General features: G+C 72.4%; 24 protein-coding genes, 1 rRNA gene and 1 other RNA gene. 19 read left to right on the top strand and 7 right to left on the bottom strand.

All coding sequences use genetic code 11. The features are described 5' to 3' along the window. The first annotated feature begins 9 nt into the window (after positions 1 to 9). The 9 genes from rrf to M3673_RS13495 all read left to right on the top strand — a co-directional run bounded on the left by rrf (position 10) and on the right by M3673_RS13495 (position 5,879). Positions 10 to 126: ribosomal RNA gene (rrf, locus tag M3673_RS13535) — 5S ribosomal RNA — on the top strand. Positions 127 to 503: 377 nt separating this feature from the next. After that, positions 504 to 1,127, top strand: coding sequence for a hypothetical protein (locus M3673_RS13530; protein WP_251534299.1), 624 nt, complete (start codon positions 504 to 506; stop codon positions 1,125 to 1,127). A 155-nt stretch (positions 1,128 to 1,282) separates the two neighbouring features. Then, positions 1,283 to 2,554, top strand: coding sequence for a CpaF family protein (locus tag M3673_RS13525; RefSeq protein ID WP_251534297.1), 1,272 nt, complete (start codon positions 1,283 to 1,285; stop codon positions 2,552 to 2,554). Beyond that, positions 2,554 to 3,408 carry a type II secretion system F family protein gene (locus M3673_RS13520; protein ID WP_251534295.1) on the top strand — a complete coding sequence of 285 codons (855 nt, stop codon included), beginning with the start codon at positions 2,554 to 2,556 and terminating at the stop codon, positions 3,406 to 3,408. Before M3673_RS13525 ends, M3673_RS13520 begins: the two co-directional genes overlap by 1 nt. Before the next feature lie 77 nt (positions 3,409 to 3,485). Continuing rightward, on the top strand, positions 3,486 to 4,352 hold the full coding sequence (locus tag M3673_RS13515; RefSeq protein ID WP_251534292.1) for a type II secretion system F family protein: 867 nt from the start codon (positions 3,486 to 3,488) through the stop codon (positions 4,350 to 4,352). A 33-nt stretch (positions 4,353 to 4,385) separates the two neighbouring features. Continuing rightward, positions 4,386 to 4,595, top strand: a complete 210-nt coding sequence (locus tag M3673_RS13510; protein ID WP_251534291.1) for a hypothetical protein — start codon at positions 4,386 to 4,388, stop codon at positions 4,593 to 4,595. Continuing rightward, complete coding sequence (locus tag M3673_RS13505) at positions 4,595 to 4,990, top strand: TadE/TadG family type IV pilus assembly protein (RefSeq protein ID WP_193661500.1); 396 nt, start codon at positions 4,595 to 4,597, stop codon at positions 4,988 to 4,990. Before M3673_RS13510 ends, M3673_RS13505 begins: the two co-directional genes overlap by 1 nt. Then, a complete protein-coding gene (locus M3673_RS13500) occupies positions 4,987 to 5,436 on the top strand; it encodes a hypothetical protein (protein WP_251534289.1) in 450 nt (149 codons plus the stop codon). Before M3673_RS13505 ends, M3673_RS13500 begins: the two co-directional genes overlap by 4 nt. Then, positions 5,433 to 5,879: a pilus assembly protein TadG-related protein gene (locus M3673_RS13495; RefSeq protein WP_056863608.1), complete on the top strand. Its 447-nt coding sequence runs from the start codon at positions 5,433 to 5,435 to the stop codon at positions 5,877 to 5,879. The genes M3673_RS13500 and M3673_RS13495 overlap by 4 nt, the downstream gene beginning before the upstream one ends. Positions 5,880 to 5,897: 18 nt before the next feature. Here M3673_RS13495 and M3673_RS13490 read toward each other — a convergent pair whose 3' ends face one another. Continuing rightward, positions 5,898 to 6,833 carry a calcium-binding protein gene (locus M3673_RS13490; RefSeq protein ID WP_251534287.1) on the bottom strand — a complete coding sequence of 312 codons (936 nt, stop codon included), beginning with the start codon at positions 6,831 to 6,833 and terminating at the stop codon, positions 5,898 to 5,900. Positions 6,834 to 6,851: 18 nt separating this feature from the next. Beyond that, positions 6,852 to 7,769 (bottom strand): alpha/beta hydrolase, encoded by a 918-nt coding sequence (locus M3673_RS13485; protein ID WP_251534286.1) that lies wholly within the window; start codon positions 7,767 to 7,769, stop codon positions 6,852 to 6,854. Between the two features lie 98 nt (positions 7,770 to 7,867). Here M3673_RS13485 and M3673_RS13480 point away from each other — a divergent pair, with 98 nt between their 5' ends. Both M3673_RS13480 and prfB read left to right on the top strand, forming a co-directional pair. Further along, on the top strand, positions 7,868 to 8,353 hold the full coding sequence (locus M3673_RS13480) for a CAP domain-containing protein (RefSeq protein WP_251534284.1): 486 nt from the start codon (positions 7,868 to 7,870) through the stop codon (positions 8,351 to 8,353). Positions 8,354 to 8,385: 32 nt separating this feature from the next. Then, on the top strand, positions 8,386 to 9,504 hold the full coding sequence (prfB, locus tag M3673_RS13475) for a peptide chain release factor 2 (RefSeq protein WP_056863612.1): 1,119 nt from the start codon (positions 8,386 to 8,388) through the stop codon (positions 9,502 to 9,504). Positions 9,505 to 9,516: 12 nt separating this feature from the next. Here the strand turns inward: prfB and M3673_RS13470 are convergent, their stop codons facing one another. Continuing rightward, positions 9,517 to 11,340 (bottom strand): hypothetical protein, encoded by a 1,824-nt coding sequence (locus M3673_RS13470; protein WP_251534283.1) that lies wholly within the window; start codon positions 11,338 to 11,340, stop codon positions 9,517 to 9,519. A gap of 114 nt (positions 11,341 to 11,454) precedes the next feature. Continuing rightward, positions 11,455 to 12,126, bottom strand: coding sequence for a hypothetical protein (locus M3673_RS13465; RefSeq protein ID WP_251534281.1), 672 nt, complete (start codon positions 12,124 to 12,126; stop codon positions 11,455 to 11,457). Between the two features lie 78 nt (positions 12,127 to 12,204). On the opposite strand from M3673_RS13465, the gene ftsE reads away from it, so the two are divergent. From ftsE to M3673_RS13440, 5 genes are all read left to right on the top strand, one after another. Beyond that, positions 12,205 to 12,894: a cell division ATP-binding protein FtsE gene (gene ftsE / locus M3673_RS13460; protein ID WP_056864531.1), complete on the top strand. Its 690-nt coding sequence runs from the start codon at positions 12,205 to 12,207 to the stop codon at positions 12,892 to 12,894. Between the two features lie 69 nt (positions 12,895 to 12,963). Further along, complete coding sequence (gene ftsX, locus M3673_RS13455; protein WP_251534279.1) at positions 12,964 to 13,878, top strand: permease-like cell division protein FtsX; 915 nt, start codon at positions 12,964 to 12,966, stop codon at positions 13,876 to 13,878. 65 nt (positions 13,879 to 13,943) lie between these two features. After that, positions 13,944 to 15,200 (top strand): M23 family metallopeptidase, encoded by a 1,257-nt coding sequence (locus tag M3673_RS19690; protein ID WP_251534277.1) that lies wholly within the window; start codon positions 13,944 to 13,946, stop codon positions 15,198 to 15,200. A gap of 37 nt (positions 15,201 to 15,237) precedes the next feature. Further along, on the top strand, positions 15,238 to 15,717 hold the full coding sequence (gene smpB / locus M3673_RS13445; RefSeq protein WP_251534275.1) for an SsrA-binding protein SmpB: 480 nt from the start codon (positions 15,238 to 15,240) through the stop codon (positions 15,715 to 15,717). Further along, the gene (locus M3673_RS13440; RefSeq protein ID WP_251534273.1) at positions 15,710 to 16,579 is read left to right on the top strand and encodes an amidohydrolase family protein; all 870 of its coding nucleotides are present in this window, start codon (positions 15,710 to 15,712) and stop codon (positions 16,577 to 16,579) included. The genes smpB and M3673_RS13440 overlap by 8 nt, the downstream gene beginning before the upstream one ends. A gap of 1 nt (position 16,580) precedes the next feature. Here M3673_RS13440 and M3673_RS13435 read toward each other — a convergent pair whose 3' ends face one another. Then, a complete protein-coding gene (locus M3673_RS13435; RefSeq protein ID WP_251534271.1) occupies positions 16,581 to 18,254 on the bottom strand; it encodes an HNH endonuclease signature motif containing protein in 1,674 nt (557 codons plus the stop codon). A 217-nt stretch (positions 18,255 to 18,471) separates the two neighbouring features. Here M3673_RS13435 and M3673_RS13430 point away from each other — a divergent pair, with 217 nt between their 5' ends. Next, positions 18,472 to 19,020 (top strand): hypothetical protein, encoded by a 549-nt coding sequence (locus M3673_RS13430; protein ID WP_251534269.1) that lies wholly within the window; start codon positions 18,472 to 18,474, stop codon positions 19,018 to 19,020. Between the two features lie 77 nt (positions 19,021 to 19,097). After that, positions 19,098 to 19,468: a transfer-messenger RNA gene (gene ssrA, locus M3673_RS13425) on the top strand. A gap of 128 nt (positions 19,469 to 19,596) precedes the next feature. On the opposite strand, the gene M3673_RS13420 is transcribed toward ssrA, so the two are convergent. Next, a complete protein-coding gene (locus tag M3673_RS13420) occupies positions 19,597 to 20,283 on the bottom strand; it encodes a hypothetical protein (protein WP_251534267.1) in 687 nt (228 codons plus the stop codon). Between the two features lie 252 nt (positions 20,284 to 20,535). Beyond that, complete coding sequence (locus M3673_RS13415) at positions 20,536 to 21,501, bottom strand: hypothetical protein (RefSeq protein WP_251534265.1); 966 nt, start codon at positions 21,499 to 21,501, stop codon at positions 20,536 to 20,538. Between the two features lie 149 nt (positions 21,502 to 21,650). On the opposite strand from M3673_RS13415, the gene M3673_RS13410 reads away from it, so the two are divergent. After that, positions 21,651 to 22,840 (top strand): IS3 family transposase gene (locus tag M3673_RS13410; protein WP_374108200.1). Its coding sequence is split into 2 segments (ribosomal slippage): positions 21,651 to 21,936 and positions 21,936 to 22,840, totalling 1,191 coding nucleotides; the frame shifts between segments, so codons are not numbered across the junction. Positions 22,841 to 23,290: the final 450 nt, after the last annotated feature.

Genomic DNA, 23,290 nt, shown 5'->3' with positions numbered 1-23,290 from the left:
CGCAAGAGTTACGGCGGCCATAGCGAAAGGGAAACACCCGGTCCCATCCCGAACCCGGAAGTTAAGCCTTTCAGCGCCGATGGTACTGCAACCGAGAGGTTGTGGGAGAGTAGGACGCCGCCGGACATACACTTCGTAGAGGCCACCTTCGGGTGGCCTCTACGACATTTACACCGAGGAGAGTGACCCCCGTGGCCGACGAGCGACGCGGTAACCAGCGCCCCGCACGCAGCGGGGGTCGCAGCAGTGACCAGCGAGGATCGGGCCAGGGGCGCTCTGCTCAAGGTGGATCGAGTCAGGGCGGTTCCGCGGGGGGCCGCGGTCGCTCGGCGTCCGGCGGTCGCAGCGGCGGGCCCCAGCGTGCACAGGGTGACCGCCCTGGTCGCAAGAGCGACTGGAAGCGCCCGGCTGATCGCCAGCAGGAGCCTCGTACCGCCTCGCAGGCGGAGTACGACGGCCCGGAGCTCCCGGACGAGATCACCGGGGCCGAGCTCGACCGCTCGGTGGCCAACCAGCTCAAGGGGCTGCCGGACAAGCTGGCCTCGAGGATCGCCCGCCACCTGGCCGCGGCCGGTCTCATGATCGAGGACGACCCGGAGACGGCGTACCGGCACGCCCTGGCTGCACGCGCCCGCGCCCCGCGGCTCGCCGTGGTGCGTGAGGCGGCCGGGGAGGCGGCCTACGCCGCCGGCCACTACTCCGAGGCGCTGGCGGAGCTGCGCGCTGCCAAGCGGATGAACGGGGCCACGGCGTACCTGCCGATCATGGCCGACTGCCACCGGGCGCTGAAGCAGCCGGAGCAGGCCCTCAAGCTGGCCAAGAGCCCGTCGGTGGTCAACTTCGCCCCCGAGGCGAAGGCCGAGATGACGATCGTCGAGGCCGGCGCCCGACGTGACATGAAGCAGTTCGACGCCGCGCTGCGGACCCTCGAGCTCGCGCCCCTGAACAACAAGTCGCGTGCCGCGTGGGTCGTGCGGTTGCGCTACGCCTACGCCGACACCCTCGTCGCGGCCGGTCGCGAGAAGGACGCGCTCGAGTGGTTCCACCGCACGCACGCCATCGACGCCGACGAGCTCACCGACGCCGCGGAGCGGGCTGCGGCGCTGGAGCGCAAGCTCGGCGACTGACGCTCACCTCGTCCGTCACTGCTGTCCCACCAGTCCCGACCGACGTTCTCCACAGTTTGGGGACACCCCGTCGCGGTAACACTCCGTCATACCTACCGTGGTGGTAGGCGCACCGGGTGCCTACCTCACTCCTCCTCGGGACGGGAGAGACACGCATGGCGCAGAGCACCGCGCACGACGAGCTGATGGAGCGTCTCGACGTCGACGTGCGCTCGCTCGTGCGCCGCGAGGGGGTCGATCCCCAGCGTGACTCCGCGGTCGTCCGGCGCATCGCCGAGGGCGTGGTGCGTGACCACGACGAGCGCAGCCTCACCGGCGCGGTGGCGCCCGTGGCCGACGTCGAGGCCCTGGTCGGGGAGCTCGTCGCGCGTGTGTCCGGCTTCGGCCCGCTGCAGCCCTTCCTCGACGACCCGAGTGTCGAGGAGGTCTGGATCAACGACCCCAGCCGCGTGTTCGTCGCTCGTAACGGGCGCCACGAGCTCACCAACCTGATGCTGTCGCCCGGGCAGGTCACCGAGCTGGTGGAACGGATGCTGAAGTCCAGCGGCCGCCGGATCGACGTCAGCAGCCCTTTCGTGGACGCCATGCTGCCCGAGGGCCACCGCCTGCACGTGGTGCTCGAGGGGATCTCACGCGGCTTCTCGGCGGTCAACATCCGCAAGTTCGTGCTGCGTGCCGCCCGGCTCGATGACCTCGTGGAGCTCGGGAGCCTCACTGCCCCTGCCGCGACGTTCCTCGAGGCGGCGGTGCGCGCAGGGCTGAACGTCCTGGTCGCCGGCGGGACCCAGGCCGGCAAGACGACCATGCTCAACTGCCTGGCCGCGGCCATCCCGGGCGGGGATCGGGTGGTGTCCGCCGAGGAGGTCTACGAGCTGCGCTTCCCCCACCCCGACTGGGTGCCGCTGCAGACCCGTCAGGCGGGCCTCGAGGGCACCGGTGAGATCCGGCTGCGCGACCTGGTCAAGGAGAGCCTGCGCATGCGACCGAGCCGCATCATCGTGGGAGAGGTGCGTGCGGAGGAGTGCCTCGACCTGCTCCTCGCCCTCAACGCCGGGTTGCCCGGCATGTGCACCCTGCACGCGAACAGCGCCCGCGAGGCGCTGGTGAAGATGTGCACCCTCCCACTCCTGGCGGGGGAGAACATCTCGGCCCGCTTCGTCGTGCCGACCGTGGCGTCGTCGGTGGACCTGGTGGTCCATCTCGGCATCGACGGCGCCGGGGTACGGCGGGTCAACGAGATCGTCGGGGTGCCCGGGAGGGTGGAGCAGGACGTGATCGAGACCGAGCCCGTGTTCCTGCGCTCGGGCGGGGAGCTGCGCCGCGCCCACGGGTCGGCCCCGCGGCCGGAGCTCTTCGAGCGGGCCGGCATCGATGTGCGAGCGCTGCTGGCGGGGGACGAGAGCGCCGGCTACGGGCGGCGGTCCTGATGGGGGCGCTCGTCGGGCTCGGTTTCGGCGTCGGACTCCTGCTCGTCTGGTCGGCCTTCACCTCGCCGCGCGCCGCCGCCCCCGGCCCGCCGCGCGCGGGCCGGGTCGAGACCCTGCTGGCCAGGGCGGGTCTCGCCGACGTGTCGGTCACGGCGTTCGTCGTCCTGTGCCTCGTGCTCGGGTCGGTCGCGGCCCTGGTCGTGCAGGTGGCGTCACGCACCCTGCCGGTCTCGCTGGCGTTCGGTGTGCTCGGTGCCTACCTGCCCGTGGCCGTCGTCGCGGGGCGGGCACGGACCAGGCAGGCGGAGCTCGCCGAGGTCTGGCCCGAGGCGGTGGACAACCTCGCCAGCGCGGTGCGCGCCGGGCTCTCGCTGCCCGACGCCCTCGCCAACCTGGCCACGCGGGGCCCGGAGCCCCTGCGCGACGCCTTCGCGCAGTTCGCGCTCGACTACCAGGTGACCGGGAGGTTCGGCGACTGCCTCGACCGGCTCAAGGCCCGGCTGGCCGACCCCGTCGGTGACCGGGTCGTCGAGGGCCTGCGGGTCGCCAGGGAGGTCGGCGGGGGCCAGCTCGGGCGGCTGCTGCGCAACCTGTCCGGCTACCTGCGCGAGGACGCGCGCACCCGCTCCGAGCTGCAGTCGCGTCAGGCCTGGACGGTGAACGGCGCCCGACTCGCGGTGGCGGCACCGTGGCTGGTGCTGCTCCTGATGTCGTTCCAGTCCGAGGTGATCCGACGCTACGCCTCGCCGGCCGGCGTGGTCGTGCTGAGCATCGGCGCCGTGACCTGCGTCGTCGCCTACCGGGTCATGATGCGCATCGGGAGGCTCCCCACGGAGCGGAGGATCCTGTCGTGACGCCGGCCTGGTGGGGCGCGGTGCTGGGCGCGGTGGCGGGGGCTGGTCTGCTCCTGACACTCGCGAGGGTGCGTGCGGTGCGACGCCCACAGCTCGAGCCGCGCGTGCTGCCCTACGTGCGCGACCTGCCACAGGTCGCAGGCACCGCCGCCGCTCGTCCGGGTGGGGCCGCCGGCCGGTCGAGCACCGTGGTGGGACAGGTCTTCGGGCCGCTGGTGAGCAGCCTCGCCGCCACCGTCGAGCGGGTGCTCGGCGGAGCCACCTCGGTGCGTCGGCGCCTGGAGCGCGCCGCCCTCGACTCCTCCGTGCAGGAGTTCCGGGTGGAGCAGGTGCTGTGGGGTCTGTGCGGCTTCGCCGTCGCCGCGGCGTGGGGCCTGCTCCAGGCGCTGTCGGACCCCACGGGCGCCCCGCGGTCGGCGCTGCTGTGCGTGATCGCCTTCGCCCTCGGCGTGCTGGCCCGCGACAACCGCCTCTCCGCGCAGGTCGCCGCGCGGGAGCGACAGGTGCTGGAGGAGTTCCCCACCCTCGCGGAGCTCCTCGCGCTCGCCGTGGCCGCAGGGGAGAGCCCGGTGGGGGCCCTCGACCGGGTGGTGCGGCGCAGCGGGGGAGCGCTGAGCGCCGACCTCGCCGCCGTGCTCGCCCAGATCCGCACCGGCGAGCCGGTGGGCGCGGCCTTCGACCGGCTCGCGGCGACCACCGGGCTGCCGCTGGTCTCACGCTTCGCCCAGGGCATCGCCGTCGCCGTCGAGCGCGGCACCCCCCTCGCCGACGTGCTGCACGCCCAGGCGGCCGACGTGAGGGAGGCGGGGCGTCGCGAGCTGATCGAGTCGGCGGCGCGCCGCGAGGTGCTGATGATGGTGCCGGTGGTCTTCCTCGTGCTCCCCGTGACCGTGCTCTTCGCCTTCTGGCCCGGTGTCGTGGGCCTCAGCCTGGTCGCCCCCTGACCCGGCGCTCGACCTCTCGGAAAGGAACCCCCTGTGACCACTGTGCCCCTGCTCCTCCTCCGCCTGCACCTCCTCCTGCGGCTGCGGCTGGCCCCTCCGGGTGGCCGGCGCGACGGCCGCGGTGACGTGCCGGGCTGGGTGCTGGTGACCGTCATGACCGCGGGCCTGGTGGTGGCGTTGTCGGCGGTCGCGCGCGACCAGCTCACGGCCCTGCTGCGGGACGCGCTGAACTCGGTGAAGTAGTGGGTCGGCGGGAGGACGGCTCGGCGGTCGTCGACTTCGTCCTGGTGCTGGTCGTGCTCGTGCCGGTGGTGCTGGGGGTCCTCCAGGTCTCGCTGACCCTCTTCGTGCGCAACACCCTGGCCGCGGCCGCGGCCGACGGTGCCCGGATCGCCGCGACCGCCGACGCCGACGGCGGTGACGGGGCGGCGGCGGCGCGCGAGCAGGTGGCCGGCGTGGTCGCGGCGCGGTACGCCGAGGACGTGCGGGTCGAGCGGGTGCTGCTCGACGGGGCCCCGGCGTACCGGGTGACGGTGACGGCGCGGGTGCCGGCGCTCGGCATCGGCGGCCCGGCCGTGGAGCTCGACGTCGCGGGCCACGCCGTCGAGGAACCCACCGTGGAGGGGGCGACCCCGTGAGCCGGCGCCGCGGGACGGACGAGGACGCGGGCAGTGCGCTCGTCGAGCTGGTGTGGCTCGGCGTCCTGCTGCTGGTGCCGATCGTGTGGATCGTGCTCAGCGTCTTCGAGGTGCAACGCGGGGCGCTCGGCGTGAGCGAGGCCGCCCGCGCCGCGGGCCGGGCCTTCGCCCTGGCCCCCGACGACGCCACCGGCAGGGAACGGGCCGAGGCCGCCGCCCGGCAGGCCCTCGCCGACCAGGGACTCGAGGACGTCAGGGTCGACGTCGCCGTCAGCTGCGTGCCGAGCCCCGACTGCCACAGCCCGGGCTCGGTCGTGACCGTGCGCGTCGACTCCGGCGTGCGGCTGCCGCTGCTGCCCGACGCCCTGGGCGGGGGAGCGCCCAGCTTCGCCCTGGACGCCAGCCACACGGTGCCGATCGGCCGCTACCAGGAGGCGGGGTCGTGAGGGCGCGCGGCCAGGACGAGTCGGGGCAGATCAGCCTGCTGGTCATCGGCTTCGCCTTCGTCCTGCTGATGGGCGTGGCGGCGGTGGTCGACGCGACCGCGGCCTACCTGCACCGCTCCGGCCTCAACACCCTCGCCGACGGGGCCGCGCTGACCGCGGCCGACCGCGCCGGCGACGGCGAGCAGGTCTACACCGACGGCCTCGGCGGGGAGCGGCTGCGGCTCACCGAGGCCACGGCGCGCGGCGCGGTGCAGGCCTACCTGCAGCAGGTGGGCGCCTACGCCGAGTACCCCGGGCTCGCCGTCGCGGTGAGCGTGGCTCCCGGCAGCGACGAGGTCACCGTCGAGCTCCGTGCGCCCCTCGACCTGCCGCTCAGCATCCCGGGCTCGCCCGGCGGCGCCGTGGTCGGCGCGACCGGGTCGGCGGTGGCGAGCATCGGCTGAGCCCCAGGCTCGCCACCATCAACGGCGCACCTCGACCGACACGAGACGGTCGCGACCCGGGCCGCCCGCGGCGGTGTCACGGTCGGGGCCGCCGTCCAGTAGGTCGTCGCCGGCGAGGCCGCGCAGCACGTCCCGGCCCCGACCGCCGTCGACGTCGTCGGCGCCGGCCCACGCCACGACCAGGTCGGCGCCCGGCCCGGCGAGGAGCAGGTCGGCCCCCGCGGCGCCGACGAGGAGGTCGTCGCCGCCCCCGCCGCGCACGGTGCCGGCGAGCGTGGCGGGATCGGCCGGGCCCACCTCGCCCTGGAGGCTGAGCCGGTCGTCGCCCGGGCCACCGGCGAGACGGTCACCGCCGCCCTCGCCCTGCACGTCGTCGACGCCGTCGGACCCGCGCAGCACGTCGGCGTGGGGTGAGAGGCGCACGCGCCCCCACGGCCCGACCAGCCGGTCCTCGCCCTCGCCGAGGGCCGTGCCCGCCCCGAGGTCCACGGTCACGGCGGTGGCGGAGCCCTCGAAGGTGACCACGTCGAGGGGCTCGCCCGAGCGCGGGTCGGGCCCGGCGTCGAGGACGTCGTCGCCCGGTCCGCTGACCAGCACGTCGCCGATGCGGTAGGGGCCGTAGGGCTCGGGGGCGTCGACGTACCCGTCGAGACCGCCGAGCAGCACGTCGTCGCCCGCGCCGCCGTCGAGCCGGTCGCCGCCCGCGCCACCGCAGATCACGTCGTCGCCGCCGAGGCCGTCGACGACGTCCTGCCCGTCGCCGGCGTCGATGACGTCGGGTCCCTCGGTGCCCACGAGGCGGTCGTCACCGGCGGTGCCGAGGAGCGTGGGCTCGGCGCAGGCCCCGCTCGGTGCCTGCGCCCCGGCGGGGGCGACGAGGCAGGTGGCGACGACAGTGGAGGCGCCGACGGCCAGGGTCACGAGGCGTGCCCGGCGGGCGAGGTGGGAGATCACGCCTTTACGTTAAGGCGCTCACCACCGCTTGCGCAGGCTGGCCACCTCGGACTCGGACACGATGCGCTGCAGGCGGCCCAGGGCGTGGTCGCGGCTGCGCAGGAAGCGGTCGAGGAACGCGGTGCTGGTCGTGCGCAGCACCGGGTCGCCGCCGGTGTCGAGGTCGTGGCCGACCCCGCTGAGGGTGATGAGGCCCTTGGTGCGGCGGGCCTGCTGGTAGGTCTCGCGGGCGCCGGCGTAGGGGATGACGGTGTCGGCGTCGCCGTTGAGCATGAGCAGCGGCGGCCCGCCGACGGGGCGGAACGAGGGGTCGAAGGACGTGCCGGCCTTGGCCACGACCGCACGGATGCGGCCGTCGCGCTGCTCGCTGTCGACCAGCGCCAGACCGACGATGGCGCCCATCGACGTGCCGATGTAGCCCACCGGGCCGCCCTGGCGGACGCGGCCCGAGAGCAGGCCGCCGGAGCGGTCGGAGACGGCGCGGACCGTGGTGAGGGTGCGTCGCACGTCCTTGGCGTAGCCGGCGATGTCGAAGCCGCCGGGGAAGGTCGGCGCGGCCACGACGTAGCCGGCCTCGACGAGGTAGCCGTGCAGCGCGGCGGCCGAGGCGCCGTCACCGCCCGAGCCGTGGCCGGCCAGGACCAGCGGGGAGACCCGGCACACCGGCGTCGCGCCGGCGCCGTCGGAGGTCGCGGGGTAGGCGACCGTGGCCGGGAGGTCGCGGCCGCGCGAGCTCACGGTGACCGTGGTGGTGCCGACGTGGAAGGGGCCACTGGCCTCGACGCAGCCGGCCCGACGCGGCTCGGCCGCCGCGGCGGGGGAGGGCTGGGGCGTGGTCGCCACCAGCGGCGCGAGCATCGCGGTCAGGGCGGCGAGGGCGAGCAGGGCAGGGGAGAGCGGCCCGCGGGCCGTGGAGGTCTGTGGGAAGAGGCGCACCAGCCCGAGCCTGCACCAGGCCGGGACCGGCGCGCATCGCCAGGATGGCGTATCCCGACCCCGGGACGACCCGCCCGGTTCGTCGTACGGTGGGGTGCGTGAACTCTCGGACCCCCGCCCCGACCATCTCCCGCCTGGCCGCCCTCGTGGCCGCGCCCGCCGTGCTCGCCGCCCTGGTGGCGGCGCCTGGACCGGCCGTGGCCGCCGGCGCCGAGGCCCAGCAGCGCTACCAGGGCGCCGCCGTGCGCCACACCAACGGTGAGCGCACCGAGCGCGACCTGGTCGCCCTGAAGCGCCAGAAGTGCGTGCAGAAGTACGCCGTGAAGCAGGCCCGCTGGATGGCGGCCAACGAGACCATGGCCCACCAGGACCTGCAGCCGATCCTCTCCGACTGCGGCCTGCGCAGCGTGGGGGAGAACGTCGCCTACGGCTACGCCGGCGGCAAGGCGGTCGTCGCGGCGTGGATGGACTCGCCCGGGCACCGCGCCAACATCCTCGAGCCGTCCTACCGCCTGCTCGGCCTCGCGGCGCGCACCGACGACGACGGCACCTGGTACGTCGCGCAGGTCTTCGGTCGCAAGTAGGCCCCGCTCGCCCGGGGACGTACCCTGGGCCCGTGGCAGGACCCGATTACGACACCGAGATCAAGCAGCTCCAGGCGACGATGCGCACCATCGAGCAGGTGCTCGACATCGGCGCCATGCACAAGGAGATCGCCGACCTCGCCGAGCAGGTGGCGGCGCCCGACCTCTGGGACGACCAGTCCAACGCGACCCGCGTGACGGGTCGCCTCTCCGACCTCCAGGGCCAGGTCGACCGCTTCGCCGCCCTGGAGAGCCGCATCGAGGACCTCGGCATCCTCGCGGAGCTGGGCCAGGAGGAGGGCGACGCCGACTCGCTGGCCGAGGCCGAGCGCGAGCTGGGCAAGATCAAGGCCGCGGTCGAGGGCCTCGAGGTCCGCACCCTGCTCAACGGCGAGTACGACGCGCGCGAGGCGCTGGTGACCATCCGCGCCGGCGCCGGCGGCGTCGACGCCGCCGACTTCGCCGAGATGCTGCTGCGCATGTACACCCGCTGGGCCGAGCAGCACAGCTACCCCGTCGAGGTCTTCGACACCTCCTACGCCGAGGAGGCCGGGCTGAAGTCGGCCACCTTCGCGGTCCACGGGGCCTACACCTACGGCACGCTCAGCGTCGAGGCCGGCACGCACCGCCTCGTGCGGATCAGCCCCTTCGACAACCAGGGCCGCCGCCAGACCTCCTTCGCCGCGGTCGAGGTCGTGCCCGTGCTCGAGCAGACCGACGAGATCGACGTGCCCGACGAGGAGATCCGCGTCGACGTCTACCGCTCCGGCGGCCCGGGCGGGCAGTCGGTCAACACCACCGACTCCGCGGTGCGGCTGACCCACATCCCCACCGGCACCGTCGTGTCGTGCCAGAACGAGAAGAGCCAGCTGCAGAACAAGGCCAGCGCCATGGTGGTGCTCAAGGCCAAGCTGCTGGCGCTGAAGAAGGCCGAGGAGAAGGCGCACCTCGACGGGCTGCGCGGCGACGTGCAGGCCTCGTGGGGCGACCAGATGCGCAACTACGTCCTCAACCCCTACCAGGTGGTGAAGGACCTGCGCACGACCTACGAGTCGGGCAACCCCTCCGCGGTCTTCGACGGCGACCTCGACGGCTTCCTCGAGGCCGGCATCCGCTGGCGCCGCGGCAGCGAGAAGGCCGACGAGAACTGATCGCCCGACCGCTCAGCGCGGCCGCACCACGCGGGACCACGCGCTGAGCGGGCTCGCGCCCTGCGCGTTGAGCGCCGTCACCGCGAGGCGGTAGCGCCCCGCGCCGAGCCGCAGGCTCGTGCGCCGGCGCTCGGGGGCGAGCAGCGGGCCGGTGCTGCTGCGCACCACGGCACCGTCGCCGTCGAGGCGCTGGGCGGTGACCCGCCACCCGGTCACCGTTGAGCCGCCGTCGTCGTCCGACGGCGTCCAGCGCACCGCGAGGGTCAGCGGCCGCCCGGACCGGCCGGGCCGGACCCCGTCGACCGCGGGCGCTCCCGGTGCCGTGACTTCCACCGGGTCGGGGTCGGGCTGCTGCGCTCCGGCGGCGCAGTCCCCGAGCACGGACAGCACGTAGGAGCCCAGGCTGCCGTAGTCGTCGTAGCCCGTGCTCCAGCCGCCGGCGCCGACGCCGTCGACGGCCACCCACAGCGGCTCGTCGGTGACCGCCAGCGACACGGTGGCCCCCATCCCGGTCAGCCGGCCCTGCACCGACTGCACCAGCGGGTCGGCCGTGGCCAGCGTGGCGCCCGAGGCGTCGAGGAGGCTCAGCTCGAGGTCGAGGTCGGGGCTGGCCAGCGCGGTCGCGCCGGTGACGGAGACGGGCCCGGTGCACGGGCCGAGCGCGAACACGTCCACGTCCTCACGCGTCGTGACGTACGCCGGCCCCGCGGGCGGCGCGGCGGCCGCGGTGGCGATGTCGGCCCCGGCCTCGTCGGCGCGTAGCGGCAGGCCGTGGGTGGCGATGAGGGCCAGGTCGTCCTCGGTGGTGGTGGCCCCGGCGTAGGAGCCCTGGCTCCACTGGACGACCGGGCGACCGGTCGAGCCCATGATGGGGCCCCAGAGCCCGTGGCCGCCGTAGTAGTCCTCGGTGCCCCAGCCGTCGTGGTGCAGCGAGAGGGTGTGGCCGACCTCGTGGGAAACGGTCTCGGCGATGCTGGCGACGTCGTCGTAGTAGGCGGTGAAGGCCCAGGCGGGCTGGTAGCGGGCGTGGCTGCGGGTGGCGTCGAAGACGTCGAGGTAGGCCACGCCGGTGCAGCCGGGGTCGCCGCAGATCGCGGCGTGGGCGCGGGGGTCGCCGGTGATCATGGCGACCGTGCCGTACTCCTGGTCGGCCTCCCCGGAGCGGTCGATGCGACCGGGTGGGGGCGCCTCGGTGGTGACGTCGACGTCGAAGGGCGCGAAGTCCTCGGCGACGCGCTGCCACACGACCTGCACCACGGCGCGCTCGGCGGGGGAGAAGGTGGACGGGTCGCCGTCGAGGTCGTAGCCGGTGACGGCGCCGTCGGGGAAGGACGCGTCGTTCCACGCCGTGCCGGCCACGGTGCCGCCGTCGACGTCGAGGTAGATCGTGCGCCGCGAGCCGGGGAGGCTGTGCAGCGCGAAGGTCTGGTCGTCGGGGAAGGGGGCCGCGAGGGCCTGCGCCTCGCGGGCGGCGTCGGGGGCCTCGGCGGGCTCGGGCCGGTGCGGGTCGAGGTCGCGGAAGAGGACCCGGCCGCGCTCGTCGACGCGGACCGTGGGGTCGCCGGTCAGCAGGTCGACCAGCGCGGCGGCGGTGAGGTCGTTGCGCTCCGCGGCCTCCTCGAGACGCCCGCCCAGCAGGCGCACGGCGCGCTCGCCGCCCGCCGGGGCGGGGAGGAGCCGGGAGGTGTCGGGCGCCGGGGACGCCGGGTCGGGGGCGACCGCGGGGGCCGGCGCGGCGCCGGCCCCGGCGAGCGTGCCGCCGAGGCAGGCGAGCGCGGCCAGCGTCGCGACGATCGTGCGGCGTGGACCGGGCCGGGCGTGGTGGCGCAGCGACATGACGGGTCTCCCTCCCGCCGGGAGGCTAGTCGCGCGGGACCCTCCCGCGGGCGGCTTCGCCCGGATCCGTTGGCTCCCGCGGGCGGGAGGTCAGCGTGGAGATCAGCGTGGACGTCAGGAGGTGGCGGAGCCGGCCAGCGCCACGGCGGCGCACCAGCGGCTGCCGCGCTCGAGCAGGTCGGCCCGCTCGGTGGAGCGCGGGAGGGTCAGCGAGCAGGAGAGCCAGGCGTCGCCGAAGAGGCCGGCGTACTGGACGCGGGTGACGGGTCCGGCCTCGCAGACCAGGCCGAGCGAGGGGGCGCCGTACTGCTCGGCCTGCCGCGGGCGGGCGCAGCCGTCGGCGGTGGCCAGCGTGCGGGCCAGCTGCCGAGCCCGGTCCTTCGGCACCGGGGGAGCGAAGACCCAGGCCCGCGCCGCCTCGCGGCCCGCGCCGCTCCAGGTGCAGCTCCACTCGTGGGCGACGTCGCGCACGCCCCCGGTCAGCTCGACGCGCTGGCCGTTGGCGTAGGACTCCGCGTCGGCCGGCGCCCCGCCCAGCGCGTCCTCGACCGCCGCTGGGTCGACGGTCGGGCACAGGTCGCCGCGGGTCACGGCCAGGGTCGTGGTGTCGAGGTCGGCCAGGCCCGCCGGCGGGGCCGGCGACGCCGACGGCGTGGGCTCGCTCGGAGCGGGCGCGTCGTCGCCGCCGGTGCACGCGGTCAGGGCCACGACGAGGGCGAGCGCCGTGGCGCCCAGCCGGGCGGCGGTGGCGGTGCGACCCGGGAGGGGGCGGCCGGAGACGGTCATGTGAGCCACGATACGAGCGTCGCCGGGGCGGGCGTCGAGGTCCCCACGCGGGTGGTGCCCTGGCGTACGCTCCTGCGGGTGATTCGCTTCGAGAAGGTGACCAAGACCTACCCCGGCACGGGCGCGCCCGCCCTCGACCAGGTCAGCGTCGACGTCGAGAAGGGCGAGTTCGTCTTCCTCGTCGGCGCCTCGGGCTCGGGCAAGTCCACGGCCCTGCGCCTGGTGCTGCGCGAGATGCGGCCCACCGACGGTCGCGTCTACGTCGCCGGCAAGGAGATCAACCGTCTGGCGGGCTGGAAGGTGCCGCGGCTGCGGCGCCAGATCGGCACCGTCTTCCAGGACTTCCGGCTGCTGCAGAACAAGTCGGTGGCCGAGAACGTCGCCTTCGCCCTCGAGGTGATCGGCAAGTCGCGCTCCGAGGTCCGCTCGACGGTGCCGGAGACGCTGGAGCTCGTGGGTCTCGAGGGCAAGGCCGACCGCATGCCCGACGAGCTCTCCGGCGGTGAGCAGCAGCGCGTCGCGATCGCCCGCGCCTTCGTCAACCGGCCGATGATCCTCATCGCCGACGAGCCGACCGGCAACCTCGACCCGACCACGTCGGTCGGGATCATGAAGCTGCTCGACCGGATCAACCGCACCGGCACCACGGTGGTCATGGCCACCCACGACCACGGCATCGTCGACCAGATGCGCAAGCGCGTCATCGAGCTCGAGGACGGCCGGGTCATCCGCGACCACGCCCAGGGCGTCTACGGCTTCCAGCACTGACCTGTCCCTCCGGGACCGACACACCCCCGGGCCGCGGCCCGGACCACCTCAGGAGATCTCCCTCCCCTCATGCGCTACGTCTTCTCGAACCTCGGCCAGGGCCTGCGACGCAACCTCTCCATGCACCTGGCGGTGATCCTCACCCTCTTCGTGTCCCTCACCCTCGTCGGACTGGGACTGCTGGTGCGCGCCCAGGCCGAGAAGGCCGTCGACCAGTGGGGCAGCGAGCTGCAGATCACCGCCTTCCTGTGCCGCTCCGACGACCCCGACCCGAACTGTCAGAGCGCCGTGACCGACCAGCAGAAGCAGGAGATCGAGCGGGTCGTCGAGGCCAACCCCGAGGTCGAGTCCTACTACTTCGAGTCGCAGGCCACGGCCTTCGCCAAGGCCAAGGAGCTGCTGGGGCCCGACGAGGCCGACCGCTTCGAGGGGCCCAACGCGATCCTCACCGAGGACGACCTGGCCGAGTCGCTGTGGATCACGCTCAAGGACCGCGACGAGTACCAGGGCATCACCAGCGAGATCGTCGGGCTCGACGGCGTCGCCAACGTGCGCGACCAGCGGGAGGTGATCGCGCCGCTGCTCAAGATCATGACCGCGATGCAGGTCGGCTCGCTCGGGGTCGCGGTGTTCCTGGTCGTGGCCGCTCTGCTGCTGGTGGCCAACACGATCCGGCTGGCGGCCTTCGCCCGACGCAAGGAGATCGGGATCATGCGCCTGGTGGGCGCCTCGACGGCCTACATCGCACTGCCGTTCCTGCTCGAGGCGGTGGTGACCGCGTTGGTCGCGGTGGGGCTCTCGGTCGTCTCGCTGGGGGCGTTCATGTACTTCGGCGTCGAGCAGCGGTTCACCGACTACCTGGGCTTCATCCCGTGGGTGGGCGTCGACGACTACCTGCTGACCGTGGCCGTCGTGGCCGTCCTCGGGCCGGTGCTCACCCTGCTGCCGACACTCCTGCTGACGCGCAAATACCTCAAGGTCTGAGCCCGGCGGGTTACCGTCGACCCGCTCTCTTCCCCGAGCAGTCCCCGATCAGTCGAAGGCATGACGTGCGCTCCTTCCCCAGCGCCGCCCGCCGTCGCCTGGCGTTGGTCCTCGCGACCTCAGCGCTGGCGACCGGCGCCGTGGCCGTCCCATTCGCCCAGGCAGACGACGACCTCCAGGACCAGCAGAAGCAGGTCGAGAAGCAGATCGAGCGCGCCCACGACGAGCTCGACGAGACCAGCGCCGCGATGCGCCGGGCCCAGGGCGCCCTCGACGCCGCCCAGGCCGAGCTGGACGCCGCGGTCGCCGAGCTCGCCGCCGTGCGCGAGCGGCTCGACGCGGCGCGCGAGCGCGACGCCGAGATGGCCGAGGCCCTGGCGAAGGCCGAGGACCGGCTGACCACCGCCGAGAGCGACCTCGCCGAGGGCCAGCAGGCCCTCGCGGACCAGCGCACCGAGGTGACCGACTCGGTCAACGAGCTCTACCAGCAGGGCGACCCGCAGCTGATGTCGCTCACGGCCCTGATGAACTCCGGCTCCCTGGGCGACCTCACCCGCCAGCAGCAGACCGACCGCGTCATCTCGAGCAACCAGACCGAGGTCTACGACGAGCTCGACGCCGCCGAGGTCCTGCTCCAGGTGCGCGAGGACCAGCTCTCCGAGGCCCGCGACGACGTGGCGCAGCAGCGCGAGGCGGCCGCGGCCAACCTCGCGACCATGCGCGCCCTCACCGCCCAGGCCGTGGCCGGGCGCGAGAAGGTGCGCGACAAGGTCGCCGTACGCCTCGACGCGCGGCGCGAGGCGTCGGCGGCGCTGGCCAAGGACCGCGCGCTGCTCTCGCGGCTGCGCAACCAGGAGGCCCGGATCAAGCAGCAGATCATGGAGGCTGCGCGTGCCTCGCGCGGGACGAGCGTCTCGGCGTCGGCCGACGGCTTCCTGCTGCCGCCGGTGACCGGCCCGGTCACCTCGCCCTTCGGGATGCGCACCCACCCCATCTACGGCTACTACAGCCTGCACGACGGCACCGACTTCGGCGTCGCCTGCGGCGAGGGCATGCGCGCCTCCGGCGACGGCACCGTGATCTCGAAGTACTACTCCTCGGTCTACGGCAACCGGCTCTACGTCAACCTGGGCCAGGTCAACGGCAAGAACCTCACCGTGGTCTACAACCACGCCTCCAGCTACCGCGTGGACGTCGGCGACCGGGTCTCGACCGGGGAGATCGTGGGCTACGTCGGCGACACCGGGTGGTCCACCGGCTGCCACCTGCACTACACCGTGCTGGTCAACGGCAACGCCGTGGACCCCATGACCTGGATGTGACCGCAACCCGATTGACCCGACCTGGGACAATGGACGGATGGCCAGGGAGCAGGGGCGCAAGCTCATCGCGCAGAACAAGAAGGCGCTTCACGACTACCTCATCGAGGACGTCTACGAGGCGGGCCTGGTGCTCGTCGGCACCGAGGTGAAGTCGCTGCGCCAGGGGCGCGCGTCGCTCGTGGACGGCTTCGTCGACATCGACCACGACGAGGCGTGGCTGCACGGCGTGCACATCCCGGAGTACTCCCAGGGCACCTGGACCAACCACTCCGCGCGCCGCAAGCGCAAGCTGCTGCTCAACCGGGTCGAGATCGACAAGATCGAGCGGCGGGTCTCGGAGAAGGGCCTGACGATCGTGCCGCTGTCGCTGTACTTCCTCGACGGCCGGGCCAAGGTCGAGATCGCCACCGCCAAGGGCAAGAAGACCTGGGACAAGCGCCACGCGCTCGCCGAGCGGCAGGCCGTGCGCGAGACCGAGCAGGCCGTGGGTCGCCGGATGAAGGGCATGCGTGACTGACGTCGCGCCGGTGCGCGCGTTCTGGGAGGGTCTCGGCCTGCCCGGGCTGTACGACGTGCACACCCACTTCCTCGCGCCCCCGGTGGAGCGCAAGGTCCACGCCGTCTTCGACGCCGCCGGTCCGAAGATCGGCAGGCCTTGGCCCATCCGCTACCGCCTGCCCGTCGAGGAGCGGGTCGCGCTGCTGCGCGAGATGGGGGTGCGTCGCTTCTCGACGCTGCCCTACGCCCACCGCCCCGGCATCGCCGGCTTCCTCAACGACTGGGCCGCGGGCTTCAAGCGCGACGTGCCGGAGTCGCTGTGGTCGGCCACCTTCTACCCCGAGCCCGAGGTCGGCGACTACGTCGCCGCGTCGATCGAGGCGGGCGTCGAGGTGTTCAAGGTGCACGTGCAGGTGGGGGAGTTCGACCTCGACGACCCGCTGCTGACCCCGGCGTGGGGCGCGCTCGAGGACGCCGGCACACCCGTGGTGGTGCACGCCGGCCACGCACCGGTCGGCAACGACTTCACCGGACCCGCGCCGATGGCGCGGCTGCTGGCGGCCCACCCCCGGCTCACCGTGGTCGCCGCACACCTCGGGGCGCCGGACTACCTCGACTTCGCCGACCTGGCCGCGCGCCACGAGCGGGTCCACCTCGACACCACCATGGTCTTCACCGACTTCTGGGACACCGACTACCCCGACGGGCTCACCGAGCGGCTGCGCGACCTGCAGCCCCGGGTGCTGCTCGGCACCGACTTCCCGACCATCCCCTACCCCTATGCCCACCAGCTGGAGTCGCTGGCCCGCCTCGACCTGGGCGAGGACTGGCTGCGCGACGTGTGCTGGCACAACGGGATGCGGCTGCTCGGTCCGGCCTGAGTCACCCGGCGCGGACGAGGGTGGTCCAGCCGTGGGGGTTGGTCCAGGTGTAGGTGCCGTCGGGATGCCGGTGGTAGCTCCAGGGTGGGCTGCCCTTCGAGCCGGTCGTCTTCAACCGGTGGTGGTGGCGGCACAGCGGCGCGAGGTTGGAGGGGTGGGTCTGGCCGGGCTTCCCGCCGTGGTCGAGGGGTCGGTAGGGGGTGATGTGGTCGAGGTCGCAGCGGCGTGAGGGCACGGTGCAGCCGGGGAACACGCATCGGGGGTCGCGGATGGTGACGTGTTCGCGCATCCAGGGTGGTGGGTCGTGGCGGTCGACGGCGCCGGCGGTGGTGGGGTCGAGGTCGATGACGGGTCTCACGAACACCTTGGCGTGGGTGAGCCAGCGGCGCAGGGTGGTGGTGGAGACCACCCCGAGGCCTTCGACGACTGCGGTGCCCGGTGGTGGGCCGGTGCGGTCGATCTGGGACAGGTGGCTGGTCTCGTGGTGGCGGTGGACCGGGGTGGGGCGTAGGGCGGGTCCGGTGGTGCGGTAGGGGTCGCCCGCAGGCTGCTCGTCCGCAGGGTGCTCGTCCGCGGGCTGTTCGTCGGTGGCCGGGGCTTGGCTTCGAGACGCTCGCTGCGCTCGCTCCTCAGCCACCGGGGCCGCCGCGAGGCCTGCAGGCGCTGCTGCAGGGGGCTCGGAGTCGTCCTCGGAATCCGGGGCGGGCAGGTCCCGGGGGTCGGGTGGGGGCTCCTCGGCCGGGGCCTCGGCGGGTGGCGGGGGCTCCTCCGGCGCTGGTTCTTCCCTACTCGTGCAGGCTGTGTCGAGGGCGGCGAGGGTCTCGGCGCGTGCGAGGTCCTCGGGGCGCAGGTGGAGGTAGACCACCCGCTCCTTCGCCGTCGTGGGCTCCACCGAGTCCAGTGCGGTCAATCCTTGGGCGCGGTCGGTGATGACGCCGATGGCGCGGGCCTTGCGGACCTCCAGCGACTCCACCACCGCCCCCGACGAGGTCTGATGGCGGCCGAGCTCCGCGGCGGTGGCGCAGATGAGGTCGTGGAAGCGGGTGAGGTCTTGGGTGTCGCCGGTGGCCTCGAGCCAGGAGGTGCCGGAGGCGGAGCCGCGGTCGATGTCGTGGGTCACCCGCACGTTCCACCCACCGCGTGCTCGTTCTTCGAGGGCGGTCTGGGCGTGGGGGTCGTGCCTGGCGGCTGCCTCGGCGACGAACAGCTCGATCCGTCGTGCCCCCAGGCTCTGCACGCGGGGGCCGAGGGCGGCGACCTTGCGGTCCACGAACGCGGCCCCGGTGTCGTTGAGGACCTGGGTCTGGGAGGCGATGCGTCGCGCCCGCCAGCCGGGGAGGGTGAGGTCGTCGACCATCGCCCAGATGCGGGGCAGGCGGTGGACCAGCTCCATGACCTCGGCGAGGTTGCAGCCGGCGTTGACCGGCGACATCTCCAACGCCAAGGCCAACGGCTCAGCCGCGAACTCGTCCAGGCCGTGGCGGATCATGCCGGGCACCGACCACGCGTAGGCCCGGTCCGGGTTCAGCGCACCCCAGCGGGCCATGACCCGCAGGGTGCGACGCTCGGCGGCGCGCACCGAGCGGGCGGTGTCGGCGGCGTACTCCAGGACGTCGTCGGCGTCGAGGGACTCGATGTCGACCACGGCGCCGGTGGTGTCGAGGTCGAGGAGCATGCGCCTAGTTTATTCGAACAGACATTCGATGACTAGTCTGCCGGTGGATCTGTGGAGGGGGTTCTGCTGTCGCGTGAGGGTGGTTTCGAGACGGTCGCTGGCGCTCCCTCCTCAACCACCGGGGACGCTGGGGCTCCCTCCTCCACCACCGGGGACAGCGGGTGGGACAGTGGGCGTGGGGCGTCGTACCGCGCCCTGACCCGATCCGAAGGACACCATGACCTCCCGCTCCGCCGTGCGCCGCACGCTCGCCCTCGTCCCCGCCGCCGTCATGGCGCTGTCGCTGACCGCCTGCGGCGGGTCCGACGACTCCGTCGAGCCGGAGGGCGACGCCAGCGCCTCCACCTCGGAGTCCTCCTCCGAGGACGCCTCGGAGCCCGCGGGGGACTCCGGCGACGACTCCGGCGCCGAGGCGACCGGCCAGGACTACGTCGACCTCATCACCGTGCTCTTCGAGCAGCAAGCGCCCGAGGGCGGCTACGACTCCGCGGAGGACTTCAACGCCCAGGCCGACTTCCCCGAGGGCGTGTCGGTCGGCCGCTTCGAGAAGACCGACCAGGAGGTCTGCATCCAGGACACCGACCCGGCGATCGCGCTGGTGTTCTCGGTCAACGACGCCCGGGTCGGCCTGCTCGAGGGCTCCTGCGACGACGGCGAGGAGCAGGCCGCGGTCGTCTCCAGCGGGGGCAACGAGACCGAGCTCGAGGGCGACGAGGACCTCGCGACCCCCGTGCGCGACTACCTGCTCGAGGGCACGGGCGGCTGAGCGGCCCCGCGCCCGACGCCGCCGGGAACAACCGGCGGCGCGGGCGCGCTAGGATGGACGAGCACCACAACTCAAGAGGGGCTGATCGGTTTCGACTTGGGACGTTAGTCCCAGGGGAAGCGGGTCGAGGAGCCAGCGTCATCTCGTAAACGATCGCTGGAAACCAATAACTGCCAACGCTAAGCGCAGTTCCTTCGCTCTCGCCGCCTGAGCGGTGATCGAAGCGTCAGACCGGGCATCCGTCTCCGTCCCGGACCCTGGCGTCATCTAGGAGACTTGCTGCTCAACTCCTGTCAGGGGGGTTGATCGGGACTCAATCCTGACTGGGCCTGTCGGCGACGCGTCTGCGCGAGCGCCGGGGCCGAGAAAAGCGACATCGCAGACTGCACCCGGAGAAGACCTGGTTCGACGCTCGAGGACGCGGGTTCGATTCCCGCCAGCTCCACCACGAGGGGTTCCTTGAAATCGCCCGGAACTGTTCCCTGAAATGAGGAGCGGTTCTGGGCGGCTCTTGGGCCTGCAACGACGAAGGACCCTGACCGGTCGGTCAGGGTCCTTCGTCATTTAGCGGGGTCCTCAGGCGGCAGCGAGCTGGTGGCGCTCGATGTACTCGCGTACTTCGTCGCCCTCGAGGAGGACGTTCTCGAGGATGGCACCATCGAGGGGGTGGTTCATGAGCGGGTGGGCGAGGCGCTGTCCCTGCTCGCGGAAGAACTTCTCTAGGGTGCGGATGTTGTAGCAGGCGGCTGCGGCGGTCACGGCCAGGGTGAACATGTGGATGCCGTCGGTCTGGTAGAAGCCCCGGCGGACTCCTTCGGTCCCGTAGTTCTTCAGGTTGCCGAAAACGCCCTCGACCGCGGAGCGGAGTGCGTAGAGCTGGGTCCACTCCTTGCCGCCCCAGTACTTCTCCTGGAAGTACTTCATGGCGTCGTCGGCCTCGATCTGGATGGTGCTCTGCGTGCAGCACCGAGGCGCGTCTTCTTCGGTCGGTGCTTCGGGGACGGTTGGCAGACCGAGCTCGCGCGCTACCTCCATGGTGCCGGCGCGTAGGGGGCATCCGACTGCGCCGGCGACGGCGGGGCACTGCCAGCGGGTCACGCCTACCTTTGGATCTTCCTCGCCGGCGTTGACTGCGGCTTCGGAGGCGAGTGGGCCCTTCACCATGCGAAGAGCGAAGTTCTTGCGGTCGTCGATCTGCCGGTGGAACGTGTCCCGCTCCGCGGGGTCGTCCGAGGGGACCAGGCGCTCGAGGATCCGCGACATCCCGGGGCAGTGCGGCCGGCCGTCGATGATCTTCGCACCCCAGCGGTCGACTGCGCCGGGCTTGTCCTTGCGGTGGTCGAGGACCTGGTTGATCCGGCGCCGCCACAAAGGGATGGCCCAACGGTCGAACTTCTTGTAGCTGTAGTGGCGATCACCGAGGAGACTGGTGAACCGAGCGCGCTCGCGAATCTCGTCGATGAGCCGGAGGGAGACGTCGACGATGCCCTGGCTGGCGGGTGTGAGTTCCAGGGCCTAGATGAGGATGGGCAGCGCGTCGCGGCGCTTGGGGTCGTTGGTGTTGACGATGACGTGGGCCTTGTATCCGGAGAAGCTGGTGTCCTTGCCGTTCTTGCCGGTCTTCACTCCCCAGGCGGCGTCGGTGCGAGTGCGTCCGTCTATCACGAGGTCCGGCGTGTCGGTCGCGGCGTGCTTGGTGGGGTCCTCACCGCGCTGCGCGGTTCCCGGCATGTGGGTGTCTTCATCACTCAGGGGGCGGCTCGGAACGTCGACCTCGGCGGGTGCGGTCCTGGTTGCCTTGCGCCAGCCCCAGATCGCGGTGTCGTCGATGGCGTAGGTGCCGTGATCGATCGCTACCAGGTGAGTGGCTCGCAGCATCGAGGTCCGGATCTCGGCGAGTGCTGCGAGTCGCTCCGTGCGGCGGGTCGCGATGACCTGCGCGCGCGCCTCCTCCGGCGGGTCCTGCTCAGCCTTGGTGAGCGGGATGCGCACCGGGTCGAGATGCGTTCCGATTGCCCCGTTGATGTTGTGCAGGTCCTTCCTGGACAACTTCTCGATCAATCGGCCTCCTGTCGTTGTAGCGAATCCGTACTCCAGGCGGGTCTTGAGCGGGAGGGTCCGGGTCACGGCGTACATCTGCTCGACGGTTGCCTGCTGGGTGGCGAAGATGGCGGTGAGCATGAGTGCGTAAAACGTCGCGCCGTCGACGTTCTCGCGCCTGCGACCGCGGCTGGTGAGCCGGCTGTGGCGGTTGAGCAGGGCGCCGGCACCGCTGGTCGTCACCAGCCAGTGGTGGCGCTTGAACGCCGCGTCGAGCTGTGCGAGCGCGTTGGGGTGGAGCTGGACCAACTCTGCGATGTTGACCTCCTCGGGAGAGCCCCAGTCGTCGTTGAGCAGGACGAGCAGATCCGCTGTGGTGCTGGCGCTGGCGTCGCTGTCGGCGGGCGCGATCTGGCTGTCCTCGTGGGTGTTGCTGGCCATCAGCTGGGTTCTTCTTTCTCGGTAGTTGGTTGCTGACGGTCCGGACGGTTCGGACTGGGAACGGCTGTTGCAGTCGCGCACGCGGGACTGCCCCGAGTTCGGTTGACACCTGACCTGTGAGGATCCGTCCTCGCTGGAAGGATGTCCCCGTGGCAAAGCCCTATCCCAAGGAGTTCCGCGACGACGTCGTGCGAGTGGCCCGCCAGGGTCAGTCGTCGCTGGCGCAGATCGCGAAGGACTTCGGCATCTCCGAAGGCACGTTGTCGAACTGGATGAAGCGCGCTGACATCGAGGACGGCAAGCGTCCCGGCATGACCGAGGACGACCGCAAGGAGCTGCGCGAGGCGAACAAGCGGATCCGGCTGCTGGAGCAGGAGAACGAAGTCCTGCGGCGCGCTGCTGCGTATCTGTCCCAGGCAAACCTGTCGGGGAAATAGTCTTCCCGCTCGTCCGTGAAATGGCCGCGACCGGTGCCCTGATCAGGGTGCCGGTCGCGGTGGCGTGCAGGGTCCTGGGCTTGTCGACCCAGGGGTACTACAAGTGGCTCAAAGACCCGGTCTGTCAGCGTGACTGGGACGACGCCCACCTCATCGACGTGCTTTACGACCTTCATGGTGATGACGCGACGTTGGGCTACAGGTTCCTCACCGACGAACTTGCCGACGAGCACGGCATCACCGTCGGGGAGAACCGTGTCCACCGGCTGTGCCGGATCGCCGGGATCACCGCCAGTCATCATAAGAAGCGCTCGAAGGCCGGCTCCACCGGCCCCGCGCCGCACGACGATCTCCTCGCGGTCGTCGACGAGCACGGCGTGGTGCGGCACGAGTTCGTTGCCGAGGGCCCGAACAAGGTGTGGCTCTGGGACATCTCGGAACACCCCACCCGCGAAGGCAAGCTCTACATCTGCGCGATCAAGGACGTCTTCTCCAACAAGATCGTCGGCTACTCCATCGACTCACGGATGAAGTCGTCGCTGGCGCAGGCCGCGATGAGGAACGCGATCGCGCTGCGCAGCCCGCACGGAACGGTGTGCCATTCGGACCGAGGCGGCCAGTTCAGGGCCAAGCGCACCCAGCAGCTCTTGGCCAACAACGGCCTGGTCGGGTCGATGGGCCGCTCCTACGGCGCCGGCGACAACGCCAGCATGGAGAGCTTCTTCAGCCTGCTGCAGAAGAACGTCCTCAACGCCCGAAGGTGGGACACCCGCGAGGAGTTGCGGCTCGAGATGATCCGCTGGATCGAGACGAAGTACAACCGCCGCCGTCGCCAGCGCGGCCTCGGCAGGCTCACGCCCGTCGAGTTTGAGATGATCTACGCGGCCGCAGAAGCGGCCTGAAAACCCAACCGCTAAGCGTCAACCAAATCGGGGGCAGTCCCGGTTCTCCCACCCCTCGCACATGCCCTCAGCCGTCACCCACGACCCGGCCGCATGCCCCAGCACGCCGATCTCCGTGCGCGACTGCGGCGAGCCCGCCGAGGCGTCACCGTCACCTCGCTGGATCGGTGAACCACCTGACGGCAGGCCCGGTACGCAGCGCGCACCTTGACAACTTCATGCAACGCCCCGGCGCACAGTCCACGCGTGACCTGCCGGCCGTCCCGAGAGGAGGTGATACCCAGACGGCCGAGCGACGCCACGCAGAAGAGCGCCGGGGTGCCGAGACCCGAGGACCGGGTCGCAATGCCCCAATGCCGGCCGATCCAGTCCGACTGACTGAAGCGACGACCCCAATGCGGCTACGCGTGAGTGCGGTCGGCGGGTGCCCGGCCGCCCGAGCGGCCGGGC

This window comes from Nocardioides sp. P86, assembly GCF_023712465.1.
GTDB classification, from domain to species: Bacteria; Actinomycetota; Actinomycetes; order Propionibacteriales; family Nocardioidaceae; genus Nocardioides; species Nocardioides kribbensis.
The sequence above is the reverse complement of the archived record's forward strand: the minus strand, read 5'-3'. Positions and strand labels throughout refer to the sequence as shown.

Bases quoted from the DNA above. Each gene is read 5' to 3' on its own strand.
- M3673_RS13525 (WP_251534297.1), top strand. From the start codon at position 1,283: ATGGCGCAGAGCACCGCGCACGACGAGCTGATGGAGCGTCTCGACGTC.
- M3673_RS13520 (WP_251534295.1), top strand. From the start codon at position 2,554: ATGGGGGCGCTCGTCGGGCTCGGTTTCGGCGTCGGACTCCTGCTCGTC.
- M3673_RS13470 (WP_251534283.1), bottom strand. From the start codon at position 11,340: ATGTCGCTGCGCCACCACGCCCGGCCCGGTCCACGCCGCACGATCGTC.
- M3673_RS13465 (WP_251534281.1), bottom strand. From the start codon at position 12,126: ATGACCGTCTCCGGCCGCCCCCTCCCGGGTCGCACCGCCACCGCCGCC.
- ftsX (WP_251534279.1), top strand. From the start codon at position 12,964: ATGCGCTACGTCTTCTCGAACCTCGGCCAGGGCCTGCGACGCAACCTC.
- smpB (WP_251534275.1), top strand. From the start codon at position 15,238: ATGGCCAGGGAGCAGGGGCGCAAGCTCATCGCGCAGAACAAGAAGGCG.
- M3673_RS13435 (WP_251534271.1), bottom strand. From the start codon at position 18,254: ATGCTCCTCGACCTCGACACCACCGGCGCCGTGGTCGACATCGAGTCC.
- M3673_RS13430 (WP_251534269.1), top strand. From the start codon at position 18,472: ATGACCTCCCGCTCCGCCGTGCGCCGCACGCTCGCCCTCGTCCCCGCC.
- M3673_RS13420 (WP_251534267.1), bottom strand. From the start codon at position 20,283: ATGTCGCGGATCCTCGAGCGCCTGGTCCCCTCGGACGACCCCGCGGAG.
- M3673_RS13415 (WP_251534265.1), bottom strand. From the start codon at position 21,501: ATGGCCAGCAACACCCACGAGGACAGCCAGATCGCGCCCGCCGACAGC.